Origin of the sequence: Sinomicrobium weinanense, from assembly GCF_018863395.1 — a bacterium.
GTDB lineage: Bacteria > Bacteroidota > Bacteroidia > Flavobacteriales > Flavobacteriaceae > Sinomicrobium > Sinomicrobium weinanense.
This window is the reverse complement of sequence record NZ_JAHKRR010000007.1, coordinates 59,736-73,446: the sequence shown is the minus strand read 5'-3', so window position 1 is coordinate 73,446 and position 13,711 is coordinate 59,736. Positions and strand designations below refer to the sequence as shown.

The following is a 13,711-nucleotide window of genomic DNA, read 5'->3' as shown; positions in this document are numbered from 1 at the left end:
CAGGAAAGCATGAAGAATATAAGTTATATAGCATATCTGTTTATAGCAGTCCTGGTTACGGGTTGCGACAGTTATCTCGACATAGAACCGGAAGGAAAGGTAATACCGAAGACACTGGAAGAGAACAGGGGGCTCCTCACCAAGGCCTACCATGCCTTCCCGAAGCACAAATCGCGATTGGCTTTCCGGGCCGACGAATTGACCCTGGACGAACTCTCGACCGATGCCCCCTCATACAAAGATGTGTATTTGTGGGAGGATGTCAATCCCGATCCGCAGACCGCACCCTATCCCTGGATACAATTCTACAATGTTATCTTTTATACCAATTACATCATAAACGAGGGTGTTAAGACCATGGAAGATTCGGCGGAGAAAGACCAGCTTATCGGTGAAGCCTATGCATTGAGGGCCTATACTTATTTTAACCTGGTCAACCTTTATGGCAAGCCTTTTGACCAGGCCTCTGCCTCATCGGACAAGGGGGTTCCCCTGGCCTTGAAAATTGACCTGGAACAGGTTTTCGAGCCTTCTTCCGTAGCAGTGATCTATGAGCAGGTACTGTCTGATATTGAAAAGGCCAGGGACCTCCTGGTGGTGGAAGAGCAGGAAACCGGGATGAACTATCGTTTCTCGCTGCTGGCCGTTTATGCTTTCGAAGGCAGGGTACATGCCTATATGAAGGCATGGGACAAAGCCGTGGAAGCCATAGACCGGGCGCTGGAAATTAAAAACATCCTTACAGACCTGAACTTCTCTGATGTACAACCCAATGCCTACAACGCTGCAGAATCGATCCTGGCCCTTGAGGACGTCTTTGAGGCCGAGGTAAATAATGCAGCCTACGTCAATGACGATCTGATAGCATTGTACGACCGGGAAAATGATCTTCGGTTTCCCCTTTATTTCTCCAGCGATGATTCCGGGTTTAAATCGAACAAAGGCGGGGACCAGAAATTTAAATGTTCGTTCAGGGTAGGGGAGTTGTATTTACTAAAAGCCGAAGCCCTGCTGGAGCTCGGAGACCCCGACCAGTCGAAAAAGGCACTTAAAACATTATTGAAAAACAGGTATGCCCCGGATCATTACAGCAGCGTTGAAGAACAGCTCACTGAAGCAGACAGGGAAACATATTCCGGGCTGTTATTTGAAGAACGGCGAAAGGAATTAGCATTGGAAGGACAGCGATGGTTCGACCTGAGGAGAAGGGAACAAATAGAAATACGACATGCTTTTAACGATGTTATTTATACGTTGAAGGAAGGAGACCCACGGTATACACTGCGTTATCCCCAGGATGCGAAATTAAATAACCCCGAATTATAAATAGTATTTAGCTGATTTCCTGAAGGCCCGGCAGATCATCTGCCGGGCTTTTTCTATTTATTCCTATTTTTGGGCCTTAATTCGAGCTTATGGATGTTGTTATCATAGAAGATGAGGATCTGGCTGCAAATTACCTGAAAAAAAACCTGTTAAACCAGGACATCGTGACCATAGACAAGGTTACGGTCCTCGAGTCTGTAAAAGAAGCTCTGTGTTATTTCAGCGATACCATGCCCGACCTGGTGTTCATGGATATACACCTCGAAGATGGCAACAGCATGGAGATCCTGGAGTCCGTCCGGATCCCTGCCCCCATAATATTTACTACGGCATACGATGCCTATGCCATCAGGGCTTTCAAACACTTTACGGTCGATTACCTGCTGAAGCCCTTCGATGCCGATGACCTGAACAGGGCCTTAAAAAAATTCAGGGAGATTACACAGACCTATGGGCAGCAATATCAGCTGGACGCCTTACAACGGTTTTTTAAGGAAGGGGAGACCAGGTACCAAAAGCGGTTTCTCGTCAACCACGGCCATCAATTACGGTCCATTGAAGTCGGGGACATTTCCTTTTTCTACGCCTCGGGCAAGCATTTGTTCATTTATACCGGGGACGGGAACAGTTTTTTGTATAACAGCACCATCCGGGATGTGATCACCAGGTTAAACCCTGCTGATTTTTTTAAGATCAACAGGAATTATGTCATTAGTATGGCATCGGTAGCCAGGATTGTAAAACACGATAACCTGAGGCTCGAGGTTGTATTAAACCAACCTGTTCCGGGTGAGGAAAGGATCTTTATCAGCAAGACCGAAACCAGGTATTTCAAAGAATGGCTGGATGCCTGATCTTCATGTACTATCCCGGAAAGAATTCGTCTTGTTTGTTGTGTCTCCCTTCGCTTCTTATATCAAACAGGATTTATTCCTTTACTTTCGTATAAGGAATCCTCATTTTTATTTCCCAGGTACCGGAATCGATGATCTTAATGCCCCAACGGATATATGCCCGGTTCCTTATTTCCCCGGTCTCCGGATCTGTATAAGGTGCCCAGTCTTTAGCTCCGTTATCTGCCTCATAGGCTTCCTTATCTACGGTAAAAGCATCTTCGGTACTCAGGTAATACATTAAATAACTACTGGGGCCGTTTTGATATGACCTTGAAAATTGCGGAAACGGAGGGGCAGGTAGTGAAAATGTGGTGGATGTGTCATCGGAAACGGTTTCCACCGAATTATCGTGATAATTCTGTAAGTAACTGGCATCACTTGGATAGAACGCTACTTTTTCAGGATTTAGCGGATTGTCGTAACTATCTGTAATGATCATTTTTACCTTAACTCCCACTGCAGGCTCGTCACTTGTTTTTTGAATGGAAAAGTAGGGGTGAGAACCATCGAGTACGCTGGGTACATTGTCATCAAAATCATTTGTAATGGTGGAAGTGTAATCGAGATTCCAGCTTCCGTCATCCTTCCCTAGCTGTAAGCCCGATCTCATTTCTGTAGGGAACACCACTGCTTTAAAAGGCTCTAATTTTACAACCACAAAATCGTCGAATTCACGTTCGCCTTTAACATTTGTTGCTTTCATATTCACGTGAAATATGTCATGGTCTGTCACAAATTCACTTGCCTGTGAAAAAGCCAGTTCCCCGCTAACATCATTTATAAGGATGGTAGGCTTATCGGCCAGCTCCAGTTTCTCTTCCACCAATGCCAGGGTGGTATCGGTATCGGCATTAAAGGATTCTTTCCATACCAATAATTCATATTCCTCGAATAAAGCATTTGTTGAATTTCCCTGTCCGTCCGTAACCCCGGTTATTTCCCAGTGAATGGGATAGGTAGATCCTTCTATGGCCGGAGCCGCACCTTTGGTAAAGACGCCTCTCGGAACAAAAATAGTATCTTCCAGGGCGTGGATGTCATCACTTATATACCCTACTTCGGGCGGGCTGCACGACACTACAAGGGCTATGACCATTAAATAATAAATTATATTTTTCATCTGTATCTTTTTATGCTTGATTTTTTGAAATAAAAGATCCGTCCATTTTAAAAATGATACCGGTTAGTCACTTTCATAGTTAAAAAGAGTATGCTCTCCCTGTAACACATGAATTATTCCGTTGGTAGAGATGAGGTTAGAGGTTTTAACCGCGAATTTATCGTCATCACTGTTAGTATCATCCCAATCATTCCATTCCTCTCCGTTCTTATAGGTGATATATACATACTCCGGCCTTGAGTCGAGCTGGTCTTCATATGCTCCCGTAGGCTCCAGCGAAATCCTTCTTTCCTCACCGTTTGCTGCGGTATAGATCCTGCCTTGTTCTTTCGTCATATTCTCTCTGGTGATCTTCTCTTCAAAAACATAACTTCCCAGGTATGTGGTCAGGGTGTCAACAGGAATATCATTTACCGTGAATTCGGCCTGAGGGTCTTCTTTTCTCATTTCAGTCAAAATCTCGTTAACGTAATTCCTGATCGAGAGGTTATTGGGGGCAAAGACCGTGTTCTGTGAGTTAAACAGCTCTTCCATTCCTGCCCGGTCAATTAAGATCGCCAGGGTGTCTAACTGATCATGCGACCGAAAAAATTCTACCGTGCTCATTCCGACTTCCGGATTGCTCAGTCCGCCGTCTTCCAGATAATCTCCGCTGCTGTCACAGGAGCACAAAGACAACAGGGTTGCTGTTATTATTGTTAATGCTATATTTTTCATCTTAATTACCTTTAGTTTGCTTATAATTTTCCTCTCCAGTATTCGGTTTGAACAATTGCCGGATTTATGGATATCACTGAAGGGTGTACGGGCCAGAAATAACCTTTTTTATCATTTCTCGCCTGGTTTACCCATGGTACGCCTTCAAAATAATCCATCCGGATCCTGTCGTATCCCGATTGTGCTTCTCCTACGAATTCAATAGCCCTTTCGTCGAAAATAGCTTTCATAAGTGATGCCCTGTCCGTAGCTCCTGTATAATCCGGAACATTGGCCTGGCTGCGAATGGTGTTCAGGTCCATAATTGTTTCTGAAGAATTTCCCAGCCTGGCATTCGCTTCGGCTCTTAAAAGGTACATATCGGCCAGGCGGAAGATCAAAATGTTCGATTCAGAAAAAAGGGCGTAGGCATCTTCTGAGGCCGGGTCGTCTTTCGTATGGGAATATTTCATCAGGAAGGAGTATTCGGCGTCCGGCTCATACTCGTAAAAGAAGAGCTCTTTCCGGACGTCATTTTCCCTGTCGGACTGGGTTGCCATCATTTCATTACCGTAAAAATCCGGGTTCATTTGCGGGCTCATACTCGTATTTAAGCTCTGCCAAATAGGGGCATTAAGCGTAAGCCCTGTATGGTTCCCATCGGATTGGCGCAAACGAAAGGACTCATCCATGTCGGAACTTATATTCACCTCGAACAAGCCCGTTTCTGACTGGCCTATACACATTTTGTCAAAACCTTCCTGTCCTTCATCCACATAATCTATTAACCTGGTCCCGCTGTTGTTAATTACCGAAGTCGTGGCCGCTATGGCTTGTTGGATCATATCGGCATTATCATTATCCCTGCTTGCATACCATAGGGTTATATGTGCCTTTAATGCTTCGGCACTGGCTTTATTGGCCGTAATGGCCCAGCCCTGGGTGCCGGGAGATGAATATTCCAATAGCCCTATGGCCCTGTTCGTAGCTTCCAATGCATAATTCAGGACGTCCAGTTCCGGTTCTCTCGGATTTTGGACGATATAACCGTCTTCCGTGATCAATTGGTCTGAACTTTCAATAGATTGCTCTACAATGGGCACATCGCCCCAGATCCTGGCCATATAAAAATAGGTGAGCCCCCTTATAAAGGCTGCTTCTCCCAATATCCTGTCTTTTTCAGATGCCGAGTCGAACAATTCGACAGGCATTTCTTTTACGTATTGCTCCATGGTATAGGCCCAGTTTGCCACACGATAGAAATTTTTCCAGTTCCTGGATGTATCCCTATAGGCGAGCACGTAATTTCCGCCACCTTCAATATAGCCTACGATCCAGTTACGGCTGTCCATAAAGGTCATTCCCGTCCATTCTCCCCAATACATGAAATTCGACTGCGTCAGGATCGCTTCCTTAAACAGGCCATAGGCTCCGGCCAGTGCCTGTTCTGCATTGGCCTGGCTGTCCCAGAAAACATCCGGGTGTGTAATGCTTACGGGTTCCTGGTCGAGCAGGTCTGAACAGCTCATTGTAGTCAATAAGGTTAAGACCACTCCGTATATTTTGATATTCTTAATTCCTTTCATCGCTTTTCAGATTAAAATTTTGTGTCGATCCCTATCATTATTGTCCTTGCCTGGGGATATCCGTTTCCATAGGTTTCCCCTTTGGCATTTACCATGGAAGCATCCACGACCTTTTTGGATCGTTGCCATTGGTAGGGGTTTAATACGGATGTGTACAACCGCAGGCGTGTCAACCCTATTTTCTTCATAAAGTTGTCCTGCTGATCGAACGTGTAACCTATGGAAGCATTGGTCACTTTCCAATAGTCACCACTCTCTATCCACATGCTCTGGTTTCCCCTGAATCCATACCAGGGCCCCAAGCCCGGGGGTTTTGGATACAAAGCGGGAAAATCTACACCTGCTGCCCCATCTCCGGGCTGTTGCCAGAAACTGTATTCGCTTAGGTCTGCCAATCCTCTTTCTGCCCAGGGACTACTTGCCCTGTCATAAGCATCCATATAACTATTAAGCACCGTGTTTTTGATATCTGCCCCGAAAGAAAACTGGCTATACGCCTGAAAGTACCATTTCTTGTACTGCAGGTTTATATTGAAAGAACCCTGAATATCGGGAATGGGAGAATAATCCGTGGTTAACTTCTGATCGTGTTCTTCATTCAGTAAATAGTCACCGTTCAGATCTTTCCAAATAGGGAAGCCCGGCCGTATGGGGGCCCATGCACTTTTCCCCGTTAACGGTTCTCCGGTAAATGGGTTTACCGGTAATTGCGACAGGTCGTCAATGATATAATCGTTGATGAACATTTTGTACAGGTTAAGCGGCCTTCCTACCACATAACCATAATTACTTCCTATATAATCGCGGTTTCCATTGGGAAGTTTGGACACGTAGTTCTTGTTTTGTGCAAAACCGAACATTAATTCCAGACGCAGATCATTGGTCCTGGGAAACACATGGTAACGCAACATCGACTCCCAGCCATAGTTAATAACGCCGGCCACGTTGGTAGGTGCCGAGTTATAGCCGGAATAGGCCGGGAATAATACGTCAAAAAAGAGTTTCTCAGTGTTCTTGTGGTAGGCATCGAAGGTTAAACTGACCCTGCGGTTAAACATATCCAGGTCAAAACCAATATTCCATTGTTTGGTTTCCTCCCAGGAAAGGGAAGCGTTCCCTATTTTATCATAATTAGGGATTACACCGGTAATTCCTCCATATGTGGACACATTCATTTGATTGGACCAATACGAGCTATTAATATTGTACCAGGACCTGTTTCCTCCATAACCCAGGTCGTAGGCACCGAACCTCAGATAATTCTCCGGGAATTGTTTTCCGTTGATCCCCCAGCTCCCCCTTAATTTCAGGTAATCCACAACCCCGGAAATAAGAGGCTCCAGGAAAGGCTCGTCAGAAACTATCCAGCCTGCGGAAACCGAAGGGAATTTGGCCCAGCGTACGTCCTTACCAAACCTGGAGGAACCATCCATACTGAAGTTAACCCCCAGTTGATACCTGTCCTTATACGCATAGGTAGCCCTGCCGAAGAACGAAACCAAGGCATTGGCACTAATATCGGTATACCCTTCTATTTGGTCTTTGGTATACCTGCTGTTTATGACCTTAATGGCATCGCTGCCAAAACCGATAGCACTAAGCGCCATGTCTTCATATTGGTTATAGTCTACCCTGTTTCCCAATACAGCCGTCACCTCGTGGTTCCCTCCGCCGAAATTTTTAAATAAACTCAGATAGGTTTCCGCCGTAAGGTTTTTTCGGGTGTATAGCGCATAACTGGCAAAACCATCTCTTTCTGTTCTTACCGAAGAAGGCTCATAAAAATTTTTCTTGTTGCTGTCATATACAAAACTTATTTGTGAATTGGCACTTAAGCCATCCAGCAGGTCTAAAGTGGCAAAGTTGGAAATGGTGAAATTTACCGTCCTGTCCTGGTTCATTTTGTCATTTAACTCCCCGTTCAATGAGGCTAGGCGCTCATCTGACACATAAAATAATGAAGATTGTAATTGTGCGGGATTGACCGGCAGGGAATTGTTCAGGTCAAAAGATCCCAGATACGGATTTCCCTGCCCTGTTTGCTGGTCGGTATAAGTAAACCTGGTGATGAGTTGATTCCTGAATTTTTGCCCTGCTGTAAAATTCAGGTTCGTGGAAAGCGTTATCCTGTCTACACCGGTTCCTTTAATAACCCCTTCCTGGTTGTCGTATCCCAGGGAAACCCTGTAATTGGTCTTTTCGCTTCCGCCCCGGACACTGAAATTATACTTTTGGGTGATCCCTGTTTTATAAAAAAGCCCCTGGTAGTCTATATTATTATTGAATGCTGGATTTATACTATCGGTCAACACCATGGGCGTATGTCCGGATTGCATTTCTGCCGGTGTCCACCAATTGTATAACATATCCATTTTAGCCCGGCGTTCTGCGGCACCTGCCAGCATCGGCACTAAGTCGGGCTGTGGCTGAATACCCATGCTGGTGGAAAAGGAAAATTCCGGCTTGTCTAAGGCCGCTCCTTTTTTCGTTTCTATGATAATTACACCGTTTGCGCCCCTTGATCCGTATATTGCGGCTGCTGAAGCATCTTTTAATATATCGATACTAGCAATGTCATCGGGATTGAGGGAAGCGAGAAAGTCCATATTGGACACTCCGTAACCCGCCAGGTCCTCTAAACTGGTCTGAACACCATCTACAACGTATAGCGGGGTACTATAAGCCAGGTTGGCATCTATATCCCCGCCAATACTTGTGTTTCCACGTATAACAAGGGCGCCCCTGCCGGCCGGGGCTCCGGTCATGGTCACGTTTTGCATACCGGTGACCTGCGTGGCTATCAGCCCCGACACATTCAGGACAGGGATACTCTCCAAAGCATCGCTCCTGACACTGGACACGGCACCCGTGACATCTCTTTTATGTACTTTCTGGTACCCTACAAGTACAACGTCGTCTAATTCCGTACGTTCTTCTTTTAGCCGGACTTCGAAATAGGTCTTTTCTCCAACGGGGATCTCCTGATTGCTATATCCTACATAAGAAATTACCAAAACAGCTTCCGGACCGGAAACCTGTATGGAAAAGTTTCCATCAAAGTCTGTGGAAACTCCGTTCATGGTGCCTTTTTCCACAACGTTGGCGCCTGGTATCAAAATTCCTGTTTCTGAGTCTGTGGTTTTTCCCGTTACCGTTACTCCGGATTGCTGGGCATAAATACAAACCTGAAACATTGAAAAAAACACGAGTAAGTATTTCTTCATATTTCGTAGTTTTAGTTGGTTGATTTTATTTTAGTTAGTGTGTGTTTTCCCGGGACGGCTGTACGCCATGGGGAAATTGATTTTTTCTTTATCCGGGTACAAGACCCCGTACCGGAATGTGATACGCTTTGGTGTTTCCTTTCATCAGTTAAGTGGTTTATGGTTATTATATCTCCTGTATGCTTTGTTTGAAAAAGAACCTTTTAAATATGTTCTCGAACACATTTTTAACAGGTCAATTATTATAATTGTATTCGGTTGAGGTCCGTTAAATAAAGTAAATTAGCCTGTCAGAAAGTTTTTAAAATTGTCCGGAATATTTTCAAAAAAATAGTGTTCGTGCACATTTTTACTTGTAAAACGTATGAAAAACCTTAAATTCATGGATGCTAATATACATTTTTTTATGTTTAAAATCACATATAATTATTTTTTATGTTAATTTAACATAAAAAATTATCTGATATCTTGTAGAATGGAATAACGTAATCAAATAAGTTAAGTTTATTCCTTAACGGGATCATAGTTTGAATCTTAATTAACGTGAATAATGGATGAGAAAAACGGCTCTCCTCTTCAGATGAAGGCGTGGTACTGAGCCTGTCGAAGTAGAGGAACTTTTTAGAAAAATTCAAATAGGATTACAGTTTAAGACATCTTCGCTTCAAAGAGCTTATCCATTATTCACGTTAATTATTCTGAAAACATCTGTTATTGTTGCACACAACTCCTTTACCGGAAGTTTTTATCCTGTTGTGTAATGTGCTTCTCCCGCTTTTCCTTTGATCGGCTATCAAGCCTTTTACCTCATCCTATACTGCAATTCAAAAGGAATCGGGGTTACATTCCTGGTATCGAAGTTACCCGGTGTTAGATAGCTCAACCGTAATTTGAAGTCCTTATTTAAACAGCGATATTCGATTTTCAGGGAATGAAAACCTTTAGAGAGCGGCATAATATAGGAGTACGTCCGTTTCCTGTAATCGCCTGTCCATTCTATGATTGGTTTGTTGTCCAGGTAGAGTTTTGAATGTTTATCGGCTTCAAAAAGAAAAATATAGTAGCCCTCTTCTTTTGCTTCCAGATACCCCTGCATGAGCAGGGCAAAATGGTCTTTCCGCGGGAGGTCATCCATATTAAAATCTTTATGGGCCACCCCGGTCTTTACGGGTTTCGATTTTTTAAAATCGGGCCACTTGTCTCCGTCCACCTCATAATATGCATATTTAAACCCGCCCGGTTCCAGGTTTTTCGGTTTTGGATTGGATTGGATTATGTCCCCGGTTGTAAAGTCACCAATGGCAGTTTTGTCATGCCTGCTTCGGTTGGTAAAACGTTTATAGTAAACCCTGGCAGGACCGGAAAGAAGGATCTCCGGTTTTGCCTTTGGAGAAGCAGGGGTCGGGACCCTTCCATCCAGGGTATAGTGCACGCGGTCCTTATCTTCAAAATACCAGATAGGGATGGGTTTGTCTTTCATGACAATACCATTCATCGGATGGAATTCAATGTGGCTGGTCAGCCCGTCATAGGTAAACTTCAACCCGTCATAAGTGCTTTTTAGCCGGACGGAACTATGGGATTCATCGGGGTATAGCACTACTTTCCATTTAAGGTTTTCAGGTGCCTTTTCACTGAGGATGGCCTTCATGGTATCAATCTTCATTTCATTAAGAGCGGTTCCTTCCCTTCCTGCAATGAACAGGGTTGTATTTTTAGTATTCAAAGCAGGTAATTTGCTGCCCGCCATTTTCGGTATATATAACTCATCCCACCAAAGGCTGGGATCTACTGCAATGTAGGATTTAAATGTGCTGGTTTCCTGTAACATGGCATATAGCACAAACATTCCGCTCAAAGAATGCCCCCAAAGTGTATTATCGCCATTGGAAGGATATTTTTTATCTATATAGGGTACGAGCTCACTTTTTATAAAACGGAGGAATTTTTCCCCTTCACCGGATCCCTTCCAGTTTTCCATGGATGTGGGTGTAAGTTCCCTGTTTCGGTCAATGCCCATTACACTTACAATAATTGTAGATGGCATATTGCCCTCTCCTTCCACAAAGTGCTGGGTTTGTTTTACCAGCCCTGTATTCCAGTTGCCACCATCAAGCACATACAGTACATCGTAGGTATTTGTGCTTTCGGGAGTATAATTGGGTGGAGTAAATACCTCTATATACCGCTTCTGTCCCAATACTTTGGAATTGACAGAATCCAATAGTCCGTTGAGAGGTATTTTTTGAACGGTATCCTGGGCAGTTACCTTATAGGTCATACCACCACACATGCATACCAATAGGAAAAGGATCTGGAATCTCTTGTTCATTTTTATATTCGTTTAAAATAATTTTCAACACCAAAAGTTGGTTTAAGGTGCGAATGACATTTTTGACTAGCACACCATATCCAACACATTTAAGTGACGAATAATCCTCCGGGAAGTTACAGTTTCTTAATAAAAAGAGGAAACGAAGAACAGAAAAGCAGGGTAAAAAAGAGGTGCCAGACAGGTCCCTCTTCCAGTACACCCCAAGGGAAGAATGGATAAAAATGAACCGGGAAGCATTTTTGGTATAACTAAAATCAATGAACAAAAACAGGCGGTCGTCCTTCGAGGCCGTACCAGTCTGTTTTTTATGTATTTAGGAGATACCAGGATTCACAAACCGATAAAAAGCAATACAGCCATGACAGATGCTTTTCTCTGCCTATTTTTTATAGTTGCTAACCGCAGCCCCCAGATCGTATACCTGGGCTGAAGGGAGATATTTTTTGATAATACTGCTCCCTGTTGCAGAACGGTAACCGGAGGCACAGTGAACAAATATGGGCTTGTCGGTGGGTATTTCCGAAATGCGTTCACTTAAATCCTGAAGCGGGATGTTTGTGCTGTTTTTAAAAATGGGCGCTTCCTCCGTCTCTTTTTCGGTTCTGACATCGACAATTGTATATGATGAGCCTTCAGGATTAAACCTGTCTTTGTCAAAAGCAGCAAACCTGGAGCCGTCTGTTGCATCGTAAACAAACGCCCCTTTTATTTTTGATTCGTAACCGATGGAAGCGGCCTTTCCGATCGCAGATTTTAATGCTGTTTCATCCCCGGCGACCAGGTAAAATTCGGTGTCGGGAGCTACCGTACTTCCCAGCCAGGTTTCGAAAGACCCCCCGGCCTGGATATTAATGGCGTTGGGTATATAAGACTGCTTGAAAAGTGCTGAAGGACGGCTGTCAATGATCAATGCCGTTGCATCGGGACGATAATTTTCAGGAAGCGATTTTATTTTCGATATACTCGGCTCCAGTTCCGGGGCACCTTTTATGTTCAGCATTACGTCATATTGGAAATATTTGGGAATAAAAGGCTGATCGCGCAACAGGTGGTCTACAAATTCGGTTTTCGTCCTTTTTTGAAAAGCGTTATTAAGCATCTTCTCATTACCAATGGTTGAGCTTGTGGCTTTGTTTGTAGACCTTGAACACAGGGAGCCTGCCCCGTGAGCGGGATATACGATGACATCATCGGCCAGTGAGGCAAATTTTTTATGGACGGTGTCGTACATCATTCCTGCCAGTTTCCGTCGTTGTGCTTCTACATCATTGCTGAAATCACGCAGGTCGGGCCGGCCAACATCCCCGATCAGTAATGAATCCCCGGAAAATACGGCGATATCTTTCCCTTGCTCAACCAGTACCGCCGCAATATGGTCGGGGGCATGCCCGGGGGTATACATGGATCGCAGCTGTATTTTATCTGATAGATCAATGGTCATTCCCTCGTCAAAAGAAGTGCCAGGATATCCCGGTTTTGTTAAACTGCTGGAATAGATCGGTACATTCAGGGTCTTGTGGATCTCCAGGTGGCTGCTGGCAAAATCGGCATGCGGGTGTGTCTCTATCACTCCAACGATCGGGGCATTGTGCTTTTTGGCATAATCGTAATAGATCTGAGCATCCCTTTGAGGGTCTATGACAATAATTTTATGATCCGCCATTACGATATAGGAGAAGTGGGCGAGTCCCTTATACTGAAATTGTTCTATAACATAATTATCGGAGCTTGTCACGGTGCTGCTGAACAGTTCATAAGGGCTCAATAAAGAAACAGCGCCTGCTCCGGCCAGGTTAAACAAAAAATTTCTTCTTTCCATTTTTTGTGCTTTAAAACGTTTGAATATCACTTCTGTTTTCTCAAACTACATGAATTCCTTCTCTGCGTTGATGGTCGTCTTTTGATTGGCCTGCCTGACGCCCGGATATCTTATTTCTGGTATTTAGGGGGAAAATAAAACTGTTTTCCGGGTCTTATCTTCAAAAATAATCATTTAAAATTTGTTATAACGAAGTGTTCTTAAAACCTTTCAGGTAACAGTTCACTTTTAACATGTGCCCGGATTGGAAGCTGGGATGTTCCCTTAATAATTTTCTGATTTAAATATTTTTAACAACAAGGGAGATTTAAAAGGAAAATAGAAAAACAGGGAGAAAGGAGAGATTGAAATATTCTTAAAACAAAAAAGAGACACCAAACAGGCACCTCTTCTCGTACTCGGGGCGGGACTTGAACCCGCACGAACATTACTGCTCATTGGATTTTAAGTCCAACGTGTCTACCAATTCCACCACCCGAGCGTGAAATTAAAATATTTCAACGAACTCCGGTGATTGAGCCCTTTTACACTTCGACTGCGTTGAGCGCAGGCGTGCTCAGGGTAAACTGGAGCCGAAATCGAGCGAAAAACGGGATTCGAACCCGCGACCTCCACCTTGGCAAGGTGGCGCTCTACCAACTGAGCTATTTTCGCATTTGTTAAGAACGTACCCTTTCCAGGGTTTATTGCGGATGCAAATTTAATGCTT

The 13,711-nt window shown here is 44.1% G+C and carries 8 protein-coding genes and 2 tRNA genes; 2 read left to right on the top strand and 8 right to left on the bottom strand.

All coding sequences use genetic code 11. The features are described 5' to 3' along the window. Positions 1 to 9 precede the first annotated feature (9 nt). Complete coding sequence (locus KN811_RS17140; RefSeq protein ID WP_187964150.1) at positions 10 to 1,326, top strand: RagB/SusD family nutrient uptake outer membrane protein; 1,317 nt, start codon at positions 10 to 12, stop codon at positions 1,324 to 1,326. A gap of 89 nt (positions 1,327 to 1,415) precedes the next feature. Continuing rightward, entirely contained in the window at positions 1,416 to 2,180 is a 765-nt protein-coding gene (locus KN811_RS17135; protein WP_187964151.1) for a LytR/AlgR family response regulator transcription factor, read from the top strand. Positions 2,181 to 2,253: 73 nt separating this feature from the next. Here the strand turns inward: KN811_RS17135 and KN811_RS17130 are convergent, their stop codons facing one another. From KN811_RS17130 to KN811_RS17095, 8 genes are all read right to left on the bottom strand, one after another. Further along, on the bottom strand, positions 2,254 to 3,342 hold the full coding sequence (locus KN811_RS17130) for a DUF5007 domain-containing protein (protein WP_187964152.1): 1,089 nt from the start codon (positions 3,340 to 3,342) through the stop codon (positions 2,254 to 2,256). A 63-nt stretch (positions 3,343 to 3,405) separates the two neighbouring features. Next, positions 3,406 to 4,059, bottom strand: coding sequence for a fasciclin domain-containing protein (locus KN811_RS17125; RefSeq protein WP_187964153.1), 654 nt, complete (start codon positions 4,057 to 4,059; stop codon positions 3,406 to 3,408). Positions 4,060 to 4,079: 20 nt separating this feature from the next. Beyond that, positions 4,080 to 5,624, bottom strand: coding sequence for a RagB/SusD family nutrient uptake outer membrane protein (locus KN811_RS17120; RefSeq protein ID WP_187964154.1), 1,545 nt, complete (start codon positions 5,622 to 5,624; stop codon positions 4,080 to 4,082). An 11-nt stretch (positions 5,625 to 5,635) separates the two neighbouring features. Further along, the gene (locus KN811_RS17115; RefSeq protein WP_187964155.1) at positions 5,636 to 8,848 is read right to left on the bottom strand and encodes a SusC/RagA family TonB-linked outer membrane protein; all 3,213 of its coding nucleotides are present in this window, start codon (positions 8,846 to 8,848) and stop codon (positions 5,636 to 5,638) included. An 802-nt stretch (positions 8,849 to 9,650) separates the two neighbouring features. Beyond that, the gene (locus tag KN811_RS17110) at positions 9,651 to 11,180 is read right to left on the bottom strand and encodes an alpha/beta hydrolase-fold protein (protein ID WP_187964156.1); all 1,530 of its coding nucleotides are present in this window, start codon (positions 11,178 to 11,180) and stop codon (positions 9,651 to 9,653) included. A 382-nt stretch (positions 11,181 to 11,562) separates the two neighbouring features. Then, complete coding sequence (locus KN811_RS17105) at positions 11,563 to 13,002, bottom strand: MBL fold metallo-hydrolase (protein WP_187964157.1); 1,440 nt, start codon at positions 13,000 to 13,002, stop codon at positions 11,563 to 11,565. A gap of 395 nt (positions 13,003 to 13,397) precedes the next feature. Further along, a tRNA-Leu gene (locus KN811_RS17100) sits at positions 13,398 to 13,483 on the bottom strand. A gap of 100 nt (positions 13,484 to 13,583) precedes the next feature. Next, a tRNA-Gly gene (locus KN811_RS17095) sits at positions 13,584 to 13,656 on the bottom strand. Positions 13,657 to 13,711: the final 55 nt, after the last annotated feature.